Source organism: Streptomyces sp. NPDC001157 (assembly GCF_053598255.1).
Window position 1 is genome coordinate 53,174 of sequence record NZ_JBSFJW010000043.1, and the last position, 21,696, is coordinate 74,869.

The 21,696-nt window shown below is 70.0% G+C and carries 19 protein-coding genes; 9 read left to right on the forward strand and 10 right to left on the reverse strand.

All coding sequences use genetic code 11. From position 1 onward, the window contains the following. Window positions 1–71 precede the first annotated feature (71 nt). Window positions 72–1,397 carry a hypothetical protein gene (locus ACWDAG_RS41695; RefSeq protein ID WP_450700783.1) on the reverse strand — a complete coding sequence of 442 codons (1,326 nt, stop codon included), beginning with the start codon at window positions 1,395–1,397 and terminating at the stop codon, window positions 72–74. A 135-nt stretch (window positions 1,398–1,532) separates the two neighbouring features. After that, a complete protein-coding gene (locus ACWDAG_RS41700; RefSeq protein ID WP_450700784.1) occupies window positions 1,533–2,660 on the reverse strand; it encodes an alpha/beta hydrolase in 1,128 nt (375 codons plus the stop codon). A gap of 225 nt (window positions 2,661–2,885) precedes the next feature. Between ACWDAG_RS41700 and ACWDAG_RS41705 the strand changes: the two genes are divergently transcribed. The 6 genes from ACWDAG_RS41705 to ACWDAG_RS41730 all read left to right on the forward strand — a co-directional run bounded on the left by ACWDAG_RS41705 (window position 2,886) and on the right by ACWDAG_RS41730 (window position 7,987). After that, window positions 2,886–4,697, forward strand: coding sequence for a phosphatidylglycerol lysyltransferase domain-containing protein (locus tag ACWDAG_RS41705; protein ID WP_450700785.1), 1,812 nt, complete (start codon window positions 2,886–2,888; stop codon window positions 4,695–4,697). A gap of 127 nt (window positions 4,698–4,824) precedes the next feature. Continuing rightward, window positions 4,825–5,703, forward strand: coding sequence for a dihydropteroate synthase (gene folP, locus ACWDAG_RS41710; RefSeq protein ID WP_450700786.1), 879 nt, complete (start codon window positions 4,825–4,827; stop codon window positions 5,701–5,703). After that, entirely contained in the window at window positions 5,700–6,203 is a 504-nt protein-coding gene (locus tag ACWDAG_RS41715; RefSeq protein ID WP_450700787.1) for a nuclear transport factor 2 family protein, read from the forward strand. Before folP ends, ACWDAG_RS41715 begins: the two co-directional genes overlap by 4 nt. Window positions 6,204–6,451: 248 nt before the next feature. After that, entirely contained in the window at window positions 6,452–6,811 is a 360-nt protein-coding gene (gene folB / locus ACWDAG_RS41720) for a dihydroneopterin aldolase (protein WP_450700788.1), read from the forward strand. After that, complete coding sequence (folK, locus tag ACWDAG_RS41725; RefSeq protein ID WP_450700789.1) at window positions 6,808–7,419, forward strand: 2-amino-4-hydroxy-6-hydroxymethyldihydropteridine diphosphokinase; 612 nt, start codon at window positions 6,808–6,810, stop codon at window positions 7,417–7,419. Before folB ends, folK begins: the two co-directional genes overlap by 4 nt. Window positions 7,420–7,501: 82 nt before the next feature. Beyond that, entirely contained in the window at window positions 7,502–7,987 is a 486-nt protein-coding gene (locus tag ACWDAG_RS41730; protein WP_450700790.1) for a DUF3180 domain-containing protein, read from the forward strand. 12 nt (window positions 7,988–7,999) lie between these two features. On the opposite strand, the gene folE is transcribed toward ACWDAG_RS41730, so the two are convergent. The 6 genes from folE to dacB form a co-directional block, all read right to left on the reverse strand. Beyond that, a complete protein-coding gene (folE, locus tag ACWDAG_RS41735; protein ID WP_450700791.1) occupies window positions 8,000–8,605 on the reverse strand; it encodes a GTP cyclohydrolase I FolE in 606 nt (201 codons plus the stop codon). Window positions 8,606–8,747: 142 nt separating this feature from the next. After that, complete coding sequence (gene ftsH, locus ACWDAG_RS41740) at window positions 8,748–10,787, reverse strand: ATP-dependent zinc metalloprotease FtsH (protein WP_450700792.1); 2,040 nt, start codon at window positions 10,785–10,787, stop codon at window positions 8,748–8,750. Window positions 10,788–10,993: 206 nt separating this feature from the next. Beyond that, window positions 10,994–11,554 carry a hypoxanthine phosphoribosyltransferase gene (hpt, locus tag ACWDAG_RS41745; protein ID WP_351472847.1) on the reverse strand — a complete coding sequence of 187 codons (561 nt, stop codon included), beginning with the start codon at window positions 11,552–11,554 and terminating at the stop codon, window positions 10,994–10,996. 52 nt (window positions 11,555–11,606) lie between these two features. Next, window positions 11,607–12,650 carry a tRNA lysidine(34) synthetase TilS gene (gene tilS, locus ACWDAG_RS41750; RefSeq protein ID WP_450700793.1) on the reverse strand — a complete coding sequence of 348 codons (1,044 nt, stop codon included), beginning with the start codon at window positions 12,648–12,650 and terminating at the stop codon, window positions 11,607–11,609. Window positions 12,651–12,843: 193 nt separating this feature from the next. Beyond that, the gene (locus ACWDAG_RS41755) at window positions 12,844–13,968 is read right to left on the reverse strand and encodes a zinc-dependent metalloprotease (RefSeq protein WP_450700794.1); all 1,125 of its coding nucleotides are present in this window, start codon (window positions 13,966–13,968) and stop codon (window positions 12,844–12,846) included. A gap of 62 nt (window positions 13,969–14,030) precedes the next feature. Further along, window positions 14,031–15,659, reverse strand: a complete 1,629-nt coding sequence (gene dacB, locus ACWDAG_RS41760; RefSeq protein ID WP_450700795.1) for a D-alanyl-D-alanine carboxypeptidase/D-alanyl-D-alanine endopeptidase — start codon at window positions 15,657–15,659, stop codon at window positions 14,031–14,033. A 79-nt stretch (window positions 15,660–15,738) separates the two neighbouring features. Between dacB and ACWDAG_RS41765 the strand changes: the two genes are divergently transcribed. Further along, a complete protein-coding gene (locus tag ACWDAG_RS41765; protein WP_115906709.1) occupies window positions 15,739–16,230 on the forward strand; it encodes an inorganic diphosphatase in 492 nt (163 codons plus the stop codon). 104 nt (window positions 16,231–16,334) lie between these two features. Continuing rightward, window positions 16,335–18,005, forward strand: coding sequence for a threonine/serine ThrE exporter family protein (locus tag ACWDAG_RS41770; protein WP_450700796.1), 1,671 nt, complete (start codon window positions 16,335–16,337; stop codon window positions 18,003–18,005). 107 nt (window positions 18,006–18,112) lie between these two features. On the opposite strand, the gene ACWDAG_RS41775 is transcribed toward ACWDAG_RS41770, so the two are convergent. Beyond that, window positions 18,113–18,988, reverse strand: coding sequence for a DedA family protein (locus ACWDAG_RS41775; RefSeq protein ID WP_450700797.1), 876 nt, complete (start codon window positions 18,986–18,988; stop codon window positions 18,113–18,115). Between the two features lie 177 nt (window positions 18,989–19,165). Continuing rightward, window positions 19,166–19,948, reverse strand: a complete 783-nt coding sequence (locus ACWDAG_RS41780) for a MerR family transcriptional regulator (protein WP_450700798.1) — start codon at window positions 19,946–19,948, stop codon at window positions 19,166–19,168. A gap of 256 nt (window positions 19,949–20,204) precedes the next feature. Here ACWDAG_RS41780 and ACWDAG_RS41785 point away from each other — a divergent pair, with 256 nt between their 5' ends. Further along, a complete protein-coding gene (locus tag ACWDAG_RS41785; protein ID WP_450700799.1) occupies window positions 20,205–21,605 on the forward strand; it encodes a glutamate decarboxylase in 1,401 nt (466 codons plus the stop codon). Window positions 21,606–21,696: the final 91 nt, after the last annotated feature.

A 21,696-nucleotide genomic window follows, 5' to 3' on the forward strand; every position in this document is an offset into this window, starting at 1 on the left:
CGAGGAGCCCGGGCAAGCGAGAGGCCCCGGGCCGTGAGAAAGCGCCCGGGGCCGTCAGGGGACCGAAGGTCTCAGGAAACCGCGCTCCGCAGCCCCTGCACATCGATCTGCTCGGTCTCGTCGTGGGCCGTCAGGTCGATGACCTGGCCGACGCCGGGGGTCTTCTCGTCGGCGGGCTTGAACTCCGCCTCGGCCTCGGCCTTGTGGACGGCGAGCGCCTCCTGGCCGACCACATCGGCGAGGTCCTCGTTCTGCACGGCCGCGAGGGCGTCCTGCGCCCCCTCCGCCTTCGTACCGAAGAAGTCGAATCCGCCCTCGACCGCCGGACGCCGCACGGGGGCGGCCGGTACCACGGCCACCGCGGTCGGCGCGACGAAGTGACCTGCGGGCTGCTGCACGGGCTGGGCGGCCGGGACATGCCTGGCCAAAGTGGTGGCGGCCGCGCGCTCATGCCCGTCGACCGCCTGGGGCTGCCCCTGCGACTCATCCTCCTGGTCCGCGGCCTCGGCCTCACCGGTGGCGGCCTCGGTCACGGTGGCGACGGGCTCGGTCGCGGCCTCCTGGGCTGCCGCCGAGTCCGAACCGGCCTTCACCGTCACCGGCTCGCCCTTCGGGGAGACGTCCTTCGAAGGGTCGTCACCCTTGGGGGAGCCGCCGCCCTTCGGGGAATCGTCGTCCTCGGGGTCGGTGTCGTCCTCGGCCTCGGCACTCGCGGCGTCCTGCGAGTCCGCCTCGCCGTCCGCGCCGCCGTCGTCCTTCGGAGAACCGTCACCGTCCTCGTCGAACTTCGTCAGCGCCGCCTTCGCCCGCAGGAACAGCTTGGAACCCTCCGGGGAGAAGATCGCCGGCGCCGAGGCAGCCACAGCCTCGGTCTCCTCCGCGAGCTCCCGCTCCGCAGCCGCGGGGTCGGCCGTCGGCACGGGCGGCAGGGCGCGGGCCGGGGCGGCCTCTATCTCGAGCAGGCGGCGGCCCTCCAGGGCGCTCGCCCGCTCGGTCTCGGCGGTGGCGTACCGCCGCAGCAGCGCCGCGTGTTCGTTGCGCAGTCCCGCCAGTTCGGCGCGCTTGGCCCGCAGCCGCTGCTCCAGCTTGGCGCGCAGTTCGCGCGACTCCTCGAGGTCTGTCTCCAGCTCGGCGACCCGCTCCTCGTGCCGCCACTCGTCGCTCGCACGCGCGCGCGTGAGGTCGGCGACCTGCTTGCCGGCCTGGGTATCCCAACGACGCATGACGGCCGCACCGACGACCGCCGTGGCCGCGGCGGCCGCGGCTATGACACGGAGCACGGCCTGTTGGGAGAACACCCACGGACCGAAGGCGCAGACGAAAGAGACGCCTGCGATCGCCGACGGTGGCAGCAGTCTGTGCAAGGGCGGGGAATGGCGGTGACGTCCACGTGGCATGGCCAGAAACTTACCGCGCGTAGGCGAGTGTTGGCGCCCCGCCCCGCAAAAACACAGCCATACCGAAACGTTCACAGGGCATCAGGAATTGCCCTATGCCGAATTCAGCAAGATCATCAACTCTCGGAACCCCGGTCACCGGTCGCTCAGCCGCCCACTGATCCACTGCAGTGTCGCGGGAATCTCCCGCCGCCAGGTGTTGAAGTTGTGCCCTCCGCTGTCAAGGATGATCGACGAGATCCGCGTCCGGTTCGTGGCCCGCACACCCTCTATGAACTTCAGTGTCGCCTTGTAGTTGGATTCCCCGATCTTGCTGCTGGTGACGAGCAGTGAAGTGTCCGGGGCGGGCAGATGCCTGATGCACCACCACAGGTCGGCGCGGTTGCGCAGCCCCTTGTCGTCGCGGAAGAGATCGCCCGTGGTGGGGTCGATCGGCGCCTTGTAGTACGGCGACAGACCCGCCGCCGCGGCATACACCCGGGGATGGTGCATGGCGAGCTTCAGCGCACAGTAGCCGCCCGTCGAATCGCCGATGATGCCCCAGCTGACCGGCCTTTTGCCCACCCTGTAGTGCGCGAGTACGGCATCGGGCAGGTCCTTGGCGAAGAACGTCTCCGTCTTCGGACCACCCGGGATGTCCACGCATTCCGTGTCCCTCGGCGGCGCCACCGTCGGCCGCAGCATCACCAGGATCATCGGCTGCATACGGCCGTTCTTCGCAAGGCCCTGTGCCGTACTCGGATAGTGCAGCTTGTCCACGAGCGCCTGGGCCGTGCCCGGATATCCGGTGAGGACGACCGCCGCGGGGAACGTACGCGTGCGGTACTGCGGCTGGAAGTACTCCGGCGGCAGATACACATACGCGGGTGTGGCGATGTTCGTCGTGCGGCCGACGATGTCGACCTTCTGGATCTGACCGCCGGCCTGCGGCTGGGAACCGCCGGCTCCACGCACGCGTGCCGTGTCGATCACCTGCAGCGGGCCGCCGGAGCGGCCGGACGCCGTGTGGTTCACGACCACGCCCTGAGCCTTCTCCTGGCCGAACAGGTCCGCCCAGCTGGCGTAGAACCCGAACGCCTGGTTGGCGGCGAGGCCGACCGACAGGAAGAGGGCCAGCTGGGTGCCGAACAGCAGCCCGACGCGTCCGCTGACGGCGCGCCAGTTGCGCCGCGCCAGGCGCGGCCACACCCACACCGTGCCCACGAACAGCAGTACGGCGAACATCACTGCCAGCAGCAGCACTTTGTTGCTCGTAAGACCCATGACCTGCTTCCTGCCTGCGGTTTTCCACCCGGGTCCCGCACACCTTCGCGAGAGCTTGTCCGGGACTTTCCTCGGCCTTTGGACCGGCTTTGAGGAGAGGTTGGAACCTCGCCCCCCGAGACACCGTCCTAGAGGGCGCAATGTCGCCGGATGCCCCGTTCGGGCCCGGATCCAAGGTCTCTCGCAGAACTACGGGATGCGATGTCTGTCAGGACAGATGAGGAAATGTCGGGTGGGGTTCCCTCCCGATCACGCAGCGCGCGGCGCGTACTCCGTGGTCCGCGCCCCGAGGCCGTACCCGTCCTCGTCGCCAGAGCCTGCACACTTGTGGGCGTTCTGGACATCGCCGCGGGCGTCTTCCCGCGCTTCAGGCACAGCCGTATGCACAGCATCGCCGAAGTGCTGCCCGGGTCGTTCGGCCCGTTCGCGGCCGCGCTCTCGCTCAGCGCCGGCATCCTGCTGCTGCTGCTCGCGCACGGCCTGAGGCGCGGCAAACGCCGGGCGTGGCGCGCCGCGGTGGCGCTGTTGCCGGCGGGCGCGGTGGCGCAGTTCACATACCGCCACTCCATCATCGGAGTGATCATCTCGCTGGCGCTGCTCGCACCGCTGCTGCGACACCGGGACCAGTTCCGGGCGCTCCCCGATCCGCGCAGCCGGTGGCGGGCGCTCGCGAACTTCGTCCTCATGGGCGCAGGTTCCCTCGCCCTCGGGTTGCTCATCGTCAGCGTCCACCCGAACCGCATGGTCGGCGACCCGAGCCTGGCCGACCGCATCACGCACGTCCTCTACGGCCTGTTCGGCTTCGAGGGCCCGGTCGACTACCAGGGCGACACCTCCTGGACCGTCGGCTTCTCCCTCGGCGCCCTCGGACTGCTGACGGCCGTCACGACGATCTACCTCGCCTTCCGGCCCGAACACCCCGCCGCCCAGCTGACGGAGGAGGACGAGGCACGCCTGCGTGCCCTGCTGGAGAAGCACGGCCGCCGCGACTCCCTCGGCCACTTCGCGCTGCGCCGCGACAAGGCGGTCGTCTTCTCGCCCAGCGGCAAGGCGGCGGTGACGTACCGGGTCGTGTCCGGCGTGATGCTCGCCAGTGGTGACCCCATCGGCGACGTCGAGGCCTGGCCGGGCGCCATCGAGCGGTTCATGGACGAGGCCAGGGCCCACTCCTGGACGCCGGCCGTCATGGGCTGCTCGGAGACGGGCGGCGAGGTATGGACCCGCGAGACCGGACTCGACGCCCTGGAGCTGGGCGACGAGGCGGTGGTGGACGTAGCGGATTTCTCCCTCGCCGGCCGCGCGATGCGCAACGTGCGTCAGATGGTCAAGCGCATCGAGCGCGCCGGTTACGAAACCCGGGTACGACGTATTCGTGATCTCGGCGAGGCCGAGCTGGCGCGGATCCGCAACGCCGCCGAGGACTGGCGCGGCACCGACACCGAGCGCGGGTTCTCCATGGCACTGGGCCGCATCGGCGACGCCGCCGACGGCGACTGTCTGATCGCCACCGCCCACAAGGCGGACGACCAGCCGGGCGAGTACGGCGACCTGAAGGCGATCCTGCACTTCGTCCCGTGGGGCACCGACGGCGCCTCCCTGGACCTGATGCGCCGCGACCGCAGTGCCGACCCCGGCATGAACGAACTCCTCATCGTGGCGGCCCTCCAGGCGGCACCGAAATTCGGCATCACGCGCGTGTCGCTCAACTTCGCGATGTTCCGCTCGGCACTCGCGCGCGGCGAGAAGATCGGCGCGGGCCCGGTGCTGCGCGCCTGGCGCGGTCTTCTGGTCTTCCTGTCCCGCTGGTTCCAGATCGAGTCCCTGTACAAGTTCAACGCGAAGTTCCAGCCGCGCTGGGAACCCCGCTTCGTCGTCTACCGCGCGTCGGCCGACCTGCCGCGCATCGGCTTCGCCGCCATGCAGGCGGAGGGCTTCGTCAACCTCGCCCTGCCCCTGCCGCGCTTCCTGCGCCGCCGCAGGCCCGCCCCGAGCGTGTGCACGCACGCCATCGCGGAGCGCGACGTACGCGCGGCATGACCGCCTGACCCAGGCACCGGACGCCGGACACTGTGAAGAACAGGCCCGGACGGAAACTCCCTCAGCCGAGGGGCTTCCGTCCGGGCCGTGGCGTCTTACGGCCGCGTCCGGGGCCTACGCTGAACGTATGAGCAAGCAGAGCGGACGCGGGCGCGTCGCGGGCCTTCCGGAGTGGGACCGCTGCGCGGTCATGGGGGTCGTGAACGTCACGCCCGATTCCTTCTCCGACGGCGGCCGCTTCTTCGACACGACGAACGCCGTCAAACACGGCCTCGACCTGGTCGCCGAGGGCGCGGACCTGGTCGACGTCGGCGGCGAGTCCACCCGGCCGGGCGCCACCCGCGTCGACGAGGCCGAGGAGCTCAAGCGCGTCATCCCCGTGGTCCGCGGCCTCGCCTCCGAGGGCGTCACCGTCTCCGTCGACACCATGCGCGCCTCCGTCGCCGAACGAGCGCTGGCCGCAGGCGCCGCCCTCGTCAACGACGTCAGCGGCGGCCTCGCCGACCCCGCGATGATCCCGGCGGTGGCAGCGGCCGGCGCCCCCTTCGTCGTCATGCACTGGCGCGGCTTTCTGGAGGGCGGCAACGTCAAGGGCGTGTACGGCGACGTGGTCACCGAAGTCGCCGGCGAGCTGCACGCACGCGTGGAGGCCGTCCTGGCCGGCGGCATCGCCCCCGACCGCGTCGTCGTCGACCCCGGCCTCGGCTTCTCCAAGGACGCCGAGCACGACCTGGTCCTGCTCGCCCACCTGGACCGGCTGCTCGGCCTCGGCCATCCCCTGCTCGTCGCCGCCTCCCGCAAGCGGTTCCTCGGCCGCGTCCTGGCCGGACCGGAGGGCGCGCCCCCGCCCGCGCGCGAGCGCGACGCCGCCACGGCCGCCGTCTCCGCACTCGCCGCGCACGCCGGCGCATGGGCGGTGCGCGTGCACGAGGTGCGCGCAACGGCGGACGCCGTGCGGGTCGCACGCGCCGTGGAGGGCGCGCGCGCCGCCGAAGGAGCCCGGTGAGCGCCCCCCATACCGACGTCGAGCAGGTGGAAGCCGCCAACACCGCCTTCTACGAGGCCATGGAGCGCGGCGACTTCGAGGAGCTGTCCGCGCTCTGGCTCGCCCCGTCCGACCTGGGGGTCGACGAGGAGTACCACGACCCGGCGGACACCGGCGTGATCTCGTGCGTGCACCCCGGCTGGCCCGCGCTCACCGGCCGGGGCGAGGTCCTGCGGTCGTATGCGCTGATCATGGCGAACACCGACTACATCCAGTTCTTCCTCACCGACGTGCATGTCTCCGTCACCGGCGACGCCGCCCTGGTGACCTGCACCGAGAACATCCTCAGCGGCGGCCCGGCCCCCAAGGGCGGCGAGGAACTCGGCCCGCTCGTCGGCCAGCTGGTGGTCGCCACGAACGTGTTCCGCCGCACCCCGGCGGGCTGGAAGCTCTGGTCCCACCACGCCTCCCCCGTGATGACCGAAAACGAAGAGGACGAGGACGAGGACACACCCTCCTGAGTGGGTAGGCGCCCCCTTGAGGACCAAGAAGTGGTTGGAATCACGGACCCCTGGGTAGGGGCGGCTACCAACCCATGAGCCGCCGGGTTCCCCAGGGGAAACACGCGATGAACCCTCCTGGCCCCGGCACGGGCCACGCCCCAGTGGCCCTGCCCTGTCAGTGCCCGCAGGTAGATTCGTTCGAGGCCGGTGTGCCGCCCGCACACGGCATCGACCGGCCGTCACCGACGATTGCAGGAGTGATTCGTGTGGATCGTGTCGCGCTGCGCGGCCTCAAGGCCCGCGGGTACCACGGGGTGTTCCCCAAGGAGCGCGAGGAGGGCCAGACCTTCGTCGTGGACCTCGTCCTCGGCCTGGACACCCGCCCGGCCGCCGCCGACGACGACCTGGCGAAGACAGTGCACTACGGCATCGTGGCGGAGGAGGTCGTGGCCGTCGTCGAGGGCGAGCCCGTCAACCTCATCGAGACGCTCGCCGAGCGCATCGCCCAGGCCTGTCTGAAGCACGACGGGGTCCAGGAGGTCGAGGTCTGCGTCCACAAACCGGACGCCCCGATCACGGTCCCCTTCGACGACGTGACCGTCACCATCACCCGGAGCCGAGTATGACCGCGTCCTTCGCCACGGGTTCGAGCGACCCGACCGTACAGCCGGTACCCGCCTCCGTCGTGGCACAGGTGGACGCCGCCGACACGACGCTCCACAACCCGAAACGGGCGGTGATCTCCCTCGGCGCGAACCTGGGCAACCGCCTGGAGACCCTCCAGGGCGCCATCGACGCCCTGGAGGACACCCCGGGCGTCCGCATCAAGGCCGTCTCTCCGGTGTACGAGACGGAGCCGTGGGGCGTCGAGCCGGGCAGCCAGCCCTCGTACTTCAACGCGGTCGTCGTCCTGAAGACCACCCTGCCCCCGTCCTCGCTCCTGGAGCGGGCGCACGCGATCGAGGAGGCCTTCCACCGGGTACGGGACGAGCGGTGGGGCGCGCGCACCCTCGACGTCGACATCGTCGCGTACGCCGACGTCATCGACGACGACCCGCACCTCACGCTGCCCCACCCCCGCGCCCACGAGCGCGCCTTCGTCCTCGCCCCCTGGCACGACATGGAGCCGCAGGCCCAGCTGCCCGGCCGCGGCACGGTCGCCGCTCTCCTCGAAGCCGTCACCCGAGAGGGCGTGACACCGCGCAAGGACCTGGAACTCCACCTGCCCGAGTAGTCGTTAAGGTCAGGACGGCAAGGTCGGGAAGACCACAGTCCGCGGGACGGTCCGCAGGACCCGGGGGAGCTGAAGGGACACCGTGAGAGAGCTGCGCATCAGGGTGCTGGTCGGCGTGTTCGTCGTGGCCGGAATCCTGTCCTGGGCGGGCGCCCGCCTCTGGAACTCGATCGGGACCCTCCCCAGCGTCCCCCTCGCCGCCCCCATCGTCCTCGCCCTGATCGCGGTGGTCCTGCTGGCCACGGCGCTCTCCCTGCGCGGCCGGTTCAAGGCCCAGCGCGAGCGCCGCCCCGAGGCCAAGGGCGTCGACCCCCTGATGGCGGCCCGCGCGGTCGTCTTCGGCCAGGCCAGTGCCCTGGTCGCCGCCCTCGTCGCCGGCATGTACGGCGGCACGGGCGTCTTCCTTCTGGAGCTCCTCGACATTCCGGCCCGCCGTGACCAGGCCATCTACGCCGGCTTCTCGGTCGTGGCGGGCATCGCGGTGATAGTGGCGGCCATCTTCCTGGAGCGCGTGTGCAGGCTGCCGGAGGACGACGAGAACAACAACGGGGCGGCTTCGGCGGCCTGAGCCACCGGCGCTTCAGCGCGCCATGATGAGGCTCATCGCCTCGTTCCGCGTGGCCGCGTCGCGCAGCTGCCCGCGCACCGCGGACGTTATGGTCTTCGCCCCCGGCTTGCGGATGCCGCGCATCGACATGCACATGTGCTCGCACTCCACGACGACGATAACGCCACGCGGCTCCAGGATCTCCATCAAGGAGTCCGCGATCTGCGTGGTGAGACGTTCCTGCACCTGCGGGCGCCGGGCGTAGACGTCCACGAGGCGGGCGAGCTTGGACAGACCCGTGATCTTGCCGGTGGTGGCCGGAATGTATCCGACGTGGGCGACTCCCCTGAACGGCACGAGGTGATGCTCACAGGTCGAGTACACCTCGATGTCCTTCACCAGCACCATCTCGTCGTGCCCCAGGTCGAACGTCGTCGTCAGCACGTCCTCGGGCTTCTGCCAGAGCCCCGCGAAGATCTCCCGGTACGCCCGCGCCACCCGCGCCGGCGTCTCCCTCAGGCCCTCCCGGTCCGGGTCCTCGCCGACCGCGATCAGCAGTTCGCGTACGGCGTTCTCGGCGCGCTTCTCGTCGAACTCGCCGATCGAGCCCTCGCCGTCCAGCGTCACGGGGTCGGTCATCTGGTGCCTCGTTCCTGTGCGGGTCACGCGTGTGGGCCACGCGCTTCATCTGCGACATGGCTGAAATGCCGCGCCCCCCAGGCTAGAACCTGGGGGGCGCGGCATTCATTCCGGGCCGACGTGGCCGCCGGGAGAGCGGTGGTCAGCTCTCCGGGCGGTCCTCCGGGGCCGTCTCGATCGCCGGGGCGGAATCCGTCGCCGTCGACTTGGCGGTGCTGATCGCCGGGGTCGCGCCGTTGGCGCCGTTCGTCAGTGCGAGCTCCTTCGGGGAGAGCACCGGCGGGCGGGTGGACGGCGTGCGGCGGGAGGAGCCGGTCCAGGCGGGCCTGGCCGGGCGCTTGACGATGGCGGAGAAGATCTCGGCGATCTCCTCCTTCCCCAGCGTCTCCTTCTCCAGCAGCTGCAGGACGAGGTTGTCGAGGACGTCGCGGTTCTCGACCAGGATCTCCCAGGCCTCGTTGTGCGCGTTCTCGATGAGCTTCTTGACTTCCTCGTCCACCAGCGCGGCGACCTCTTCCGAGTAGTCGCGCTGGTGAGCCATCTCACGTCCGAGGAACGGCTCGGTGTTGTCGCCGCCGAACTTGATGGCGCCCAGCCGCTCGGTCATGCCGTACTGCGTGACCATCGCGCGGGCCGTGGCGGTGGCCTTCTCGATGTCGTTGGCAGCGCCCGTGGTCGGGTCGTGGAAGACGAGCTCCTCGGCCGCGCGGCCGCCCAGCATGTAGGCCAGCTGGTCCAGCATCTCGTTGCGGGTCGTGGAGTACTTGTCCTCGTCCGGCAGGACCATCGTGTAGCCGAGGGCACGGCCTCTGGACAGGATCGTGATCTTGTGGACCGGGTCGGAGTTCGGGGAGGCCGCCGCGACCAGGGCGTGACCGCCCTCGTGGTACGCGGTGATCTTCTTCTCCTTGTCCGACATGATCCGGGTCCGCTTCTGCGGGCCCGCCACCACGCGGTCGATCGCCTCGTCCAGCATGGAGTTGTCGATCAGCTTCTTGTCGCTGCGGGCGGTGAGCAGCGCGGCCTCGTTGAGGACGTTGCTCAGGTCCGCGCCGGTGAAGCCCGGCGTACGGCGGGCGACGGCCGCGAGGTCGACGTCCGGGGCGACCGGCTTGCCCTTCTGGTGGACCTTGAGGATCTCCAGGCGGCCCTGCAGGTCCGGCGGGTCGACCGCGATCTGGCGGTCGAAGCGGCCGGGACGCAGCAGCGCCGGGTCGAGGATGTCCGGGCGGTTCGTGGCGGCGATGAGAATCACACCGCCCTTGACGTCGAAGCCGTCCATCTCGACGAGCAGCTGGTTCAGCGTCTGCTCGCGCTCGTCGTGACCGCCGCCGAGGCCGGCGCCGCGGTGACGGCCGACCGCGTCGATCTCGTCGACGAAGACGATCGCCGGGGCGTTCGCCTTGGCCTGCTCGAACAGGTCACGGACCCGGGAGGCACCGACACCGACGAACATCTCGACGAAGTCGGAACCGGAGATCGAGTAGAAGGGAACCCCTGCCTCGCCGGCGACGGCACGCGCAAGCAGCGTCTTGCCGGTACCGGGACGGCCGTAGAGCAGCACGCCCTTGGGGATCTTGGCGCCGACGGCCTGGAACTTCGCCGGCTCCTGCAGGAACTCCTTGATCTCGTGGAGCTCCTCGACGGCCTCGTCACAGCCCGCGACGTCCGAGAACGTCGTCTTGGGGGTGTCCTTGGTGATGAGCTTGGCCTTGGACTTGCCGAAGTTCATGACCCGGGAGCCGCCGCCCTGCATCTGATTCATCAGGAACAGGAAGACGACCACGATCAGGACGAAGGGGAGCAGGGAGAGCAGGATGCCCAGGAAGGGGTTCTGCTTGGACGGCGAAACCGTGTAGCCGTCCGGGATCTGCTTGTCCTGGTACTTGGTCTGCAGCGTGTTGGCGAGGTTGACGCCCTGGTCGCCGATGTAGCTCGCCTGGATCTTCGAGCTGCCCTCGACCTTGAAACCATCTTTGAGCTGAGCCTTGACGGTCTGCTCGTCACCGGTGGTGAGCTTGACGCTCTCCACCTTGTTGTCGTTGATCGCTGCCACGACCTGGCCGGTGTCCACCGTCTTGTAGCCGCCGGACGAGCCGACGACCTGCATCAACACGACCACGGCAAGGACGGCCAGCACGATCCACATGACCGGCCCACGGAAGTATCGCTTCACGTCCATCCATACGGAGCGGTGTCGCCCCGTCCCTCCTGCCATAGTGAGTTTGATAAGACAGTTCTTCTGACGGTACCCCAGCATTGTTGCCCGAAGCCGCACGGAGCCGCTCGGACGGCTGTCGTTCCCGTCTCTGCATGCTCCAACGGCGCGAAACCCGCTGGGGTTCCCGATCGTCCTACAAAGAAGGCCCCGTCGGCTCAGAGGCCGACTCAGCCGCCATAGACGTGGGGCGCGAGCGTACCGACGAACGGGAGGTTGCGGTACTTCTCGGCGTAGTCGAGGCCGTAGCCCACGACGAACTCGTTCGGGATGTCGAAGCCGACCCACTCGACGTCGATGGCGACCTTGGCGGCGTCCGGCTTGCGCAGCAGGGTGCACACCCTGAGCGACTCGGGCTCGCGGGAGCCGAGGTTGGACAGCAGCCAGGACAGGGTCAGGCCGGAGTCGATGATGTCCTCGACGATGAGGACGTGCTTGCCCTTGATGTCGGTGTCCAGGTCCTTGAGGATCCGCACCACACCGGAGGACTGGGTGCCCGCGCCGTACGACGACACGGCCATCCAGTCCATGGTGACGGGGGTGGACAGCGCCCGCGCGAGGTCGGCCATGACCATCACCGCGCCCTTGAGGACGCCGACGATGAGCAGGTCCTTGCCCGCGTACTCCGCGTCGATCTTCGCGGCCAGCTCCACCAGCTTCGCGTCGATCTCTTCCTTGGTGATGAGCACCTGCTTGAGGTCGGTGCCCATGTCTTTCGCGTCCACCCGCATCACTTTCGGTCGTCCCACCGGCCGCCATCACCCCCCAAAGGGGGGCAAGGTTTCAGCCTTGCCGAATCACCAGTCTGCCACCCTGGCGCTGAGCGACGACTTTGCCCGGGAGATTGATGGCTCCCTGGCCCCGCCAGCCCGTGATCAGCCGGTCGACTTCCTCGATGTGTCGGGCGAACAGCGAACCGGCGGGAGCCCCGGCCTCGATGGCCGCGCGGCGCAGGATGCGGCGGCGCACGGCGGGCGGCAGGGCGAAGAGCTTGGCGCACTCCAGGAGGCCCGCGGCGTCGCGTACGGAGGCCTCGGCCTGGCCGGCCCAGGCGTCGAGGGCGTCGGCGTCGTCGCGGGAGAGCTGGGCGGTGCGGGCGAGTGCCTCCACGACGCCCTTGCCGAGCGCCTTCTCAAGGGCGGGCAGGCCTTCGTGACGCAGCCGGGATCGGGTGTACGCGGGGTCCGCGTTGTGGGGGTCGTCCCAGACGGGGAGCGACTGGACCATGCAGGCCTTGCGGGCGGTCTGCCGGTCGAGCTGGAGGAAGGGGCGGCGGTAACGGCCGCCGGCCCCCGAGACCGCGGCCATTCCGGACAGGGAGCGGATGCCCGAGCCGCGGGCGAGGCCGAGCAGGACGGTTTCGGCCTGATCGTCGCGGGTGTGGCCGAGCAGGATCGCGGCGGCGCCGTGGCGGAGGGCCGAGGCGTCGAGTGCGGCGTACCTGGCGTCGCGGGCGGCGGCTTCGGGTCCGCCTTCGCGGCCCACGGTCACGGCGACGGAATCCACCGGGTCCAGGCCCAGTTCGCGCAGCCGCAGGGCGACTTCGTCGGCGCGCAGGTCCGAGCCGGGCTGAAGTCCGTGGTCGACGGTGATGCCGCCGGCCCGGATGCCGAGCTTGGGGGCCTCGAAGGCGAGGGCGGAGGCGAGGGCCATGGAGTCGGCGCCGCCGGAGCACGCCACGAGCACGAGCGGCGAGGAGGAGCGCTCGCGCGGGGCCTGTTCCGGGAGCCCGGAGGCCTCGGATGTGGTCCGGTGGTCGTTGAGGATGTCGTGGAGGACGTGGCGGACCGCCAGGCGTATCGCCGCGACCGCAGGATGGGGACCCATGTCCGGTTCCCTTCATGAAGTTTTCGGGGGGTGAGCCCCGGGGTCGGTCACTCAGAGTGTGTAGATGGTGACAGAACCGGGACGTTCCCCGAGCATCGCACGCCTACCCATGGCTCACGGTCCCTCGGACGGGTGATTGGAGGGGCGTTTGCCTGCCGTCGGCCGGATTCGTTTCACGACCTTCCCATGTGGTTCACGACTCACTCTTGCGGTGCACCCGCGCGACCCAGTCCGCCGGTTTGGCGATCTCCGCCTTGGTGGGCAGGGTGTTGGGGGAGGTCCACACACGGTTGAAGCCGTCCATGCCGACCTGGTCCACCACGGCTCGCACGAAGCGTTCGCCGTCGCGGTACTGCCTGAGTTTGGCATCCAGACCCAGCAGCTTGCGCAGGGCCATGTCCAGTCGGGAGGCTCCCTTCGCGCGGCGCTGCTGGAACTTCTCGCGGATCTCGGCGACGGACGGCACGACGGCCGGACCCACCCCGTCCATCACGAAGTCCGCGTGGCCCTCCAGGAGCGACATCACGGCGGTGAGGCGGCCGAGGATCTCGCGCTGCGCCGGGGTCTGCACGATCTCGACGAAGGACCGCCCGCCGTCGTCCTCCTCGCCCTCGGGGCGCCCGCCCGCGAGCGACTGGGCAGCCTCCCGGATGCGCTCAAGCACCGTCATGGGGTCGACGTCGGTCTCCCCCAAGAAAGACTGGATTTCGCCCTCCAGGTGGTCGCGCAGCCAGGGCACCGCGCTGAACTGGGTGCGGTGCGTCTCCTCGTGCAGGCAGACCCAGAGGCGGAAGTCGTGGGGCTGCACGTCGAGTTCGCGCTCCACGTGCACGATGTTCGGGGCGACGAGCAGGAGCCGGCCGCCGCCGTGCTCCCCCGCGGGAAGTTCGCGGGTGGCCGGGGCGAAGGTCTCGTACTGGCCCAGCACGCGGGAGGCCAGGAACGACAGCAGCATGCCCAGCTCGACGCCGGTGACCTTGCCGCCGACCGCACCGAGGACCGCGCCGCCCGGGGTGTTGCCGCGCCGCTCCTGCATCTTCTCCAGCAGCGGCTTGAGGATCTCCCGGAAGCCTGCGACGTTCGCCCGGACCCAGCCGGGGCGGTCGACGACCAGGATCGGGGTGTCGTGGGTCTCCTCCGTGCCCATACGGGTGAAGCCCCGGACGTGTTCCTCCGAGGCCTTGGCATGCCGGCGCAGTTCCGCGACGACGGCCCGGGCCTCGTCACGGCTCACGTCGGGGCCCGGCCGCACGAGTCGGGTCGCGGTCGCCACCGCGAGATTCCAGTCGACCATCTCGGCACCACCGATGCTCGTCATGCGTCAACGGTACGTGAGCGTTCCCACTTGGGGCAGGCCGCGACGGTCGGCTGCAGCTTGCGTCAGGTGCAGCCGCAGGCCGCCAGTGCAGTGGCCGTGCGGTCCAGTGCGGACTGGGCCTCCAGGGGGTTGGTCGTGTTCGAGGCCAGGAAAGCGAACGCCAGTAGGCGGCCGTCCTGGTCGACGACCGTGCCGGCCAGGGTGTTCACGCCCGTCAGGGTGCCTGTCTTCGCTCGTACGACTCCTGCCGCGCCGCCCGTGTAGCGGCTGGTCAGGGTGCCGGTGAAGCCGGCCACCGGAAGGCCCGTCAGGACCGGGCGGAGTTCGGGGTGGGCGGGGTCGCCGGCCTTCACCAGCAGGGCCGTGAGCAGGTCGGCCGTGAGCCTGTCGTCCCGGTCGAGGCCGCTGCCATCGTGGAACTCGGCGCCGTTGAGGGGGAGTTCGAGCTTCTTCAGTGCGCGAGCGATCGCGGACGCACCGCCGTCGAAGCTCGCGGGCTTCCCCGAGGCGGCGGCCGTCTGGCGGGCGAGGGCTTCCGCGATGTCGTTGTCGCTGTTGGTCAGCATGCGCTCGACCAGGGACGAGAGCGGGGGCGACGACACGGCGGCGAGGTTCTCGGCGCGGCTGGTCGCCTTGGACGGGCCGGGCGACGTGGTCCTGATGCCGTGGCCCTCCAGGAGCGAGCCGAACGTGCGGGCCGCGGCCGCCGCCGGATCCGTCACGCGTTCGACCGGGCCGCTGGTCGAGTCGTCCGTGCGGCCCTCGTCGGCCATCAGGGCGCTCACGGGCGCGAGGTTGCCGTTCACTCCGATGGAGTGCAGTTCGGGCCCGGTGTACAGGGTGGTGTCGTAGGAGAGCGTGACCTCCTTGATACCGCGTTTCCGGAGGGCCGCCGCCGTACGGTCGGCCAGGTCCCGCAGGCTCGCCCAGCCCTCGGCGTCCTTGTGCGCCGTCAGGGTGGGGTCGCCGCCGCCGACCAGGACGAGTTCCCTGGTGTCTGGTTCCAGGGCCGTGCGGGTGGTCAGGCGGTGGTCGGCGCCCAGCGTCGACAGCGCGGCGACCGCGGTGGCGATCTTCGTCACGGAGGCGGGGGTCAGGGCGGTGTCGGCGCCCGTGCCGTAGAGGCGCCTGCCGGTGGCGACGTCGACGACAGCGGCGGTGTGCCGGGTACCGAGCGCCGCGTCCTCCAGCAGGGGGCCCAGGACGCCGGAGAGGGCCGCACCGGTCGGGGCCGGCTTCACGGTGCTCATGGCGCCGCCCAGGCCGGTCAGGACGGATGCGGCGCTGGGGGCGGGGCGCGGGCCCCCGGCCGCCGCATCGCCCGAATCGGACGTATCGGGGTTACGTCCGTGATCTGCGCCACCCGTACGGTCCAGGGCGGCTGCACGGTCCGCCTCGGCCGTACGCTGACCGGTGGAGTCCCAGGGGCCGGCGGCGGTCGCCACGGCGACGGCCAGCGTCACACCGGCGGTGGCGGCGCCCGCGGTGTACTGCCAGGTCCTGACGGTCTTCGGCCATCTGATGCGGGTGGGCCGTACCCGTGCGAGCTGCGGTTTCGTAGATGCCGCGGCTCGTTCCAGCTTCGGGCGCACGGCCCGGGCGGCCCGTGCCAGACGCGGTCGTACGGCGTTCGCGGCCCGCGCCACATGCGGCCTCGCCGCCCGCCACGGCCTCAGCTCTGGCACGAACACCAGCCCCTTTCGCGATCACACACCTGCGTGAGGGACACTTAACCACCAGAACTATGTGCTGATCATGGAGGAGCCACCGGTGGAGTTCGACGTCACGATCGAGATCCCGAAGGGTTCGCGGAACAAGTACGAGGTGGACCACGAGACCGGTCGGATCCGCCTGGACCGTCGACTCTTCACCTCGACCGCCTACCCGACCGACTACGGATTCGTCGAGAACACCCTCGGCGAGGACGGCGACCCGCTGGACGCGCTGGTCATCCTGGACGAGCCGACCTTCCCGGGCTGTCTGATCAAGTGCCGCGCGATCGGCATGTTCCGGATGACGGACGAGGCCGGCGGCGACGACAAGCTGCTGTGCGTCCCGGCGACGGACCCGCGGGTGGAGCACCTGCGTGACATCCACCACGTGTCCGAGTTCGACCGCCTGGAGATCCAGCACTTCTTCGAGGTCTACAAGGACCTGGAGCCCGGCAAGTCCGTCGAGGGCGCCAACTGGGTGGGCCGGGTCGACGCCGAGGTCGAGATCGAGCGCTCCTACAAGCGGTTCAAGGAGCAGGGCGGCCACTGAGCCCTGAGTCGTCCGACGGGCCGTACGCGCACGCGTGCGGCCCGTTCGTGTTTCTGTGCGCATACTGGCGTAGCCGCACGCGTCGTACAGGGAGCGTTACTCAAGTGACGGAGGCGGAGGACCGCAAGCCGCATTCGGACGAGGCCAGGGGCACGTTCGATCCCGAGATCACCTCCGAGTTCGCCGTTCCTGCGGGCTTCGCCGCCCCCAGGGTCGTGGTGGAACCGGAGACCACGTCGGAGTTCGCCGTCCCCGACGGGCTGGACGTCCCGCAGCCGCCGGGCGCCGAGCCCGAGGGGTCGGCGTTCAGCACCCCGAGCACCTACAGCGCCCAGCAGGCCCCAGCCGCGTTCACACCGGCGACCGGCATACCCGTGGTCAGTCTCACCAAGGACCTGCCCTGGCAGGACCGGATGCGCACGATGCTGCGGATGCCGGTGGCCGAGCGGCCCGCTCCGGAGCCGGGGCCGAAGGCGGAGGAGGGCGGTCCGGCCGTCCCGCGCGTCCTCGACCTGACCCTGCGTATCGGCGAGTTGCTGCTGGCGGGCGGTGAGGGCGCGGAGGACGTGGAGGCCGCGATGTTCGCGGTCTGCCGGTCCTACGGCCTCGACCGTTGCGAGCCGAACGTCACCTTCACCCTGCTGTCGATCTCGTACCAGCCGTCCCTGGTCGACGACCCGGTGACGGCGTCGCGTACGGTGCGCCGCCGGGCCACCGACTACACGCGGCTGGCGGCCGTGTTCCAGCTGGTGGACGACCTCAGCGACCCGGAGACCCATATCTCGCTGGAGGAGGCCTACCGGCGGCTCGCCGAGATCCGCCGCAACCGGCACCCGTACCCGGGGTGGGTGCTGACCGGGGCGAGCGGGCTGCTCGCCGGGGCGGCCTCCGTGCTCGTCGGCGGTGACTGGATAGTCTTCATCGCGGCCATGCTCGGCGCGATGCTCGGCGACCGGCTGGCCTGGCTGTGCGCGGGGCGCGGGCTGCCGGAGTTCTACCAGTTCACGGTGGCCGCGATGCCGCCGGCCGCGATCGGGATCGCCCTGAGCGTGGCGCACGTGGACGTGAAGGCCTCTGCCGTCATCACCGGTGGGCTGTTCGCGCTGCTGCCGGGACGGGCGCTGGTGGCGGGCGTGCAGGACGGGCTGACCGGGTTCTACATCACCGCGTCGGCGCGGCTGCTGGAGGTCATGTATCTGTTCGTCGGCATCGTCGTGGGTGTGCTGGTGGTGCTGTACTTCGGGGTGAACCTGGGCGCCAAGCTCAACCCCGACGCGGCTGTGCGCATCGCCGAGCGGCCGGGGTGGCAGATCGGGGCGTCGATGCTGCTCTCACTGACCTTCGCCGTGCTGTTGCAGCAGGAGCGGTCGACCGTGCTGTGGGTGACGCTGAACGGGGGCGTCGCGTGGTGTGTATACGGCGCGCTGCACTATCCCGGCGGGTTGTCCCCGGTTGCCTCCACGGCTGTCGCGGCGGGCCTGGTGGGCTTGTTCGGGCAGTTGTTGTCGCGGTACCGGTTCGCTTCCGCGTTGCCGTACACGACGGCGGCGATCGGGCCCCTGTTGCCAGGGTCGGCCACCTATTTCGGGTTGTTGTCGATCGCGCAGAACGATGTCGACAAGGGGCTGGTTTCGCTGGCCACGGCTGCTTCTTTGGCCATGGCCATTGCGATCGGGGTCAATCTGGGGTCGGAGATCTCGCGGTTGTTCCTGCGGGTTCCCGGCGGGGCTTCTGCGGCAGGGCGCCGGGCTGCGAAGCGGACGCGTGGGTTCTGAGCGCCCAATAGCTCGCGGGCTGCCCAATGGCTCGGGGGCTGATGCGCGGGGGCGCCGCGGGTGCGTTGGGCTTTTCGCGCAGTTCCCCGCGCCCCTCAGGGGCGCTTCTAGTACCCCTGGTTGTAGGGGTACTGCTGGTTCTGCTCGTCGCCATACTGACCCTGCTGGTAGGGATACTGCTGGGCGTACTGCTGGTCCGGGTAGTACGGCTGCTGCTGCTGTTGCGGCTGCTGCTGGTACTGGTGGTGGTAGCCCTGGTCGTCGGTCGGCGGGATGCGGCGGAGCTGGGTCGTCGCGTCGTCCATCACGGGGGGCGCCTGCTGGTGCTGGGCCGGAGCCGGAGCCGGCGTCTCGGGAGTCTTCTTCGCCTTGGAGCGGGCGCGCAGGAACTCGATGATGATCGGGATCACCGAGACGAGGACGATCAGGATGAGGATCGCTTCGATGTTCTTGTGGACGAAGTCGATCTTGCCGAGCCAGGAGCCGAGCAGGGTGACACCGGCACCCCACAGGACACCGCCGATGACGTTGAAGACCACGAACGAGCGGTACTTCATGCCGCTGACGCCCGCGATGATCGGCGTGAACGTGCGCACGACGGGCACAAAGCGGGCCAGCACCAGGGACTTCGGGCCGTACTTCTCGAAGAACTCGTGGGCCTTGACCACGTTCTCCTGCTTGAAGAGGCGGGAGTCGGGGCGGTTGAAGAGCGAGGGGCCGACCTTCTTGCCGAACATGTAGCCCGCCTGGTCACCCAGGACCGCGGCGACGCAGATCAGGGCGATGGCGGCCCAGAGCGGGAAGTTCAGCTGGTTGGTCGTGATCAGCAGGCCGGCGGTGAACAGCAGCGAGTCGCCCGGCAGGAAGAAGCCGATGAGCAGGCCCGACTCCGCGAAGACGACCAGGAGCAGGCCCCAGATGCCGAACGTGTCGAGGAGGTAGTTCGGATCCAGCCAGCTCGGGCCGAGGGCAAGCGTCGTCACGGTTCCGGGCTCCTGAGGGGGTGGAGGAAGGTACGGCGTCCTTGTGCGGGCGCCCAAAGCTATCAACGCAAGGTGTCCGCCCCAGGTTCCACCGGTGTCCCCAGGATGCACCGTGCGCCCGCCGGCACAAAGCTGTGAGGTCTCCCGGCCCGGGAGCGGTCCCCCGGGCCGGGAGGGCTATGAGCCGTGACGGGACGCGTTCGCCCCGATGGCGCCCCTGAGGTGTTCCGCGAGGCCCGGGTGCATGGCGTCGTAGAACGCCTTGAAGCGCTCGTCGGAGACGTACATCTCACCGAAGCACCGGTGCATCTCGTACGGGACCTCGAAGTAGTGCCTGGTGATGTGCTGCCGGTGTTCCTCGGCCAGGTCCATGGCGGCCTCGCCGGTGGGCTGCTCCCCGGCGGCCACCAGGTCGGCGTACCGCCGGCCCCAGTCGTCGACCTCGGCCTGGATGCGCTTCCAGTCCTCCTTGGTGTAGGTGGCGGCGCGGCGCTGCGACTCGGCGTACGCCTCCGTGCCGCCCCAGCGCTGTTCCGCCTCCTCGGCGTACTGCTCGGGATCCTTGTCGCCGAAGACCTCGAACCGCTCCTCGGGGGTGAGATTGATGCCCATCTTGCGTGCCTCCATGGCGTGCTCCACGGCCGCCGCCATCTTCTGCAGCTTCTCGATCCGGGCGGTCAGCAGCTCGTGCCGGCGGCGCAGGTGCGCGCGCGGGTCCGCGGCCGGGTCGTCGAGCAGGGCGGCGACCTCGTCGAGCGGGAAGCCGAGCTCCCGGTAGAACAGGACCTGCTGCAGTCGGTCGAGGTCGGCCTCGCTGTAGCGCCGGTGGCCCGCACGGCTGCGCTCGCTGGGGACGAGCAGGCCGATGTCGTCGTAGTGGTGCAGCGTGCGCACCGTGACGCCGGCGAAGCCCGCGACCTGTCCCACGGAGTAGCCGTCCTGTCCTGCCGAGTGGCTCACTTCTTCCGCTCCCTTCTCGGTACGCACTCCACGGTGAGCCCTCACGTCACGTGAGGTGCAAGCCGGATTCCAGGGCGGAGTCCTCCGGATGTTGTGTCGGTTCTGCCCGCTTATGGTGGGCCTGTGGCGCTCTTACCGGCCGTTCACCCGGCGCCCGGTGTCACCGTAGGCGTCCTGGGCATTTCGGATGCGACTGCGCGGCGGTGGAACTCCGGTCCGTCGGCGCCCGTTCCCGAGATGACACGAGGAGACGTCCATGCCGCTCCACAAAGGTTCCGAGAAACCCGACGAGCGCCCGGTCTCGGTCAACCCCTTCTTCGGGGAGGCCAATCCGGTCGGCGGCATGACCCAGGCGCCGCCCAAGCACCGGCTGCCGGACGCTCCGCTGCCGCCGATGACGGCGTACCAGCTGGTGCACGACGAGCTGATGCTGGACGGCAACTCACGGCTGAATCTGGCCACTTTCGTCACCACCTGGATGGAGCCGCAGGCCGGCGTCCTGATGGCGGAGTGCCGGGACAAGAACATGATCGACAAGGACGAGTACCCGCGCACCGCCGAGCTGGAGCGGCGCTGTGTGGCGATGCTCGCCGACCTGTGGAACGCGCCGGATCCCTCGGCGGCGGTGGGCTGTTCGACGACCGGTTCGAGCGAGGCGTGCATGCTCGCCGGGATGGCGCTCAAGCGGCGCTGGAGCAGGCGGAACCCCGCACCGGGGGCCCGCCCCAACCTCGTCATGGGCGTCAACGTCCAGGTCTGCTGGGACAAGTTCTGCAACTTCTGGGAGGTGGAGCCCCGTCTGGTCCCCATGGAGGGCGAGCGCTTCCACCTCGATCCTCAGGCCGCGGCCGCCCTCTGTGACGAGAACACCATCGGGGTCGTCGGCATCCTCGGTTCCACCTTCGACGGCTCGTACGAGCCCATCGCGGACCTGTGTGCGGCGCTCGACGCGCTCCAGGAGCGCACGGGTCTCGACATCCCGGTCCATGTGGACGGAGCCTCCGGCGGCATGATCGCGCCCTTCCTCGACGAGGACCTGGTGTGGGACTTCCGCCTGCCGCGTGTGGCGTCCATCAACACCTCCGGGCACAAGTACGGGCTGGTCTACCCGGGCGTCGGCTGGGCGCTGTGGCGCGACAAGGAGGCGCTGCCCGAGGAGCTCGTCTTCCGCGTCAACTACCTGGGCGGCGACATGCCGACCTTCGCCCTCAACTTCTCGCGCCCAGGGGCGCAGGTGGTCGCCCAGTACTACACGTTCCTGCGGCTGGGCCGGGAGGGCTACCGGGCCGTGCAGCAGACCACCCGCGACGTGGCCACGAGCATCGCCGAACGGGTGGCGGCGCTCGGCGACTTCCGCCTGCTGACCAGGGGCGACGAGCTGCCCGTGTTCGCCTTCACCACCGCGCCGGGCGTGGAGTCGTACGACGTCTTCGACGTGTCCCGGCGGATGCGCGAGAGCGGCTGGCTGCTGCCCGCGTACACCTTCCCGCCGAACCGCGAGGACCTGTCCGTGCTGCGGGTGGTGTGCCGCAACGGCTTCTCGGCCGACCTCGCTGACCTGTTCGTGGAGGACCTGTCCCGCCTGCTGCCGGAACTGCGCCGGCAGCCGCACCCGCTGACCAGGGACAAGGAGGCGGCCACCGGCTTCCATCACTAGGCCGTTTCCTTTGGATCACCTCGCCGACCAGATGAAGATGGCGGCGAGGTGGAGTCCCGCGAGGTAGACGGTCGCGGTCTTGTCGTAGCGG

Bases quoted from the DNA above. Each gene is read 5' to 3' on its own strand.
- tilS (WP_450700793.1), bottom strand. From the start codon at position 12,650: ATGGGTCCCCATCCTGCGGTCGCGGCGATACGCCTGGCGGTCCGCCAC.
- ACWDAG_RS41700 (WP_450700784.1), bottom strand. From the start codon at position 2,660: ATGGGTCTTACGAGCAACAAAGTGCTGCTGCTGGCAGTGATGTTCGCC.
- ACWDAG_RS41705 (WP_450700785.1), top strand. From the start codon at position 2,886: ATGTCGGGTGGGGTTCCCTCCCGATCACGCAGCGCGCGGCGCGTACTC.
- ACWDAG_RS41755 (WP_450700794.1), bottom strand. From the start codon at position 13,968: ATGACGAGCATCGGTGGTGCCGAGATGGTCGACTGGAATCTCGCGGTG.
- ACWDAG_RS41785 (WP_450700799.1), top strand. From the start codon at position 20,205: ATGCCGCTCCACAAAGGTTCCGAGAAACCCGACGAGCGCCCGGTCTCG.
- folP (WP_450700786.1), top strand. From the start codon at position 4,825: ATGAGCAAGCAGAGCGGACGCGGGCGCGTCGCGGGCCTTCCGGAGTGG.
- ACWDAG_RS41695 (WP_450700783.1), bottom strand. From the start codon at position 1,397: ATGCCACGTGGACGTCACCGCCATTCCCCGCCCTTGCACAGACTGCTG.
- folK (WP_450700789.1), top strand. From the start codon at position 6,808: ATGACCGCGTCCTTCGCCACGGGTTCGAGCGACCCGACCGTACAGCCG.
- ftsH (WP_450700792.1), bottom strand. From the start codon at position 10,787: ATGGACGTGAAGCGATACTTCCGTGGGCCGGTCATGTGGATCGTGCTG.
- hpt (WP_351472847.1), bottom strand. From the start codon at position 11,554: ATGCGGGTGGACGCGAAAGACATGGGCACCGACCTCAAGCAGGTGCTC.
- folE (WP_450700791.1), bottom strand. From the start codon at position 8,605: ATGACCGACCCCGTGACGCTGGACGGCGAGGGCTCGATCGGCGAGTTC.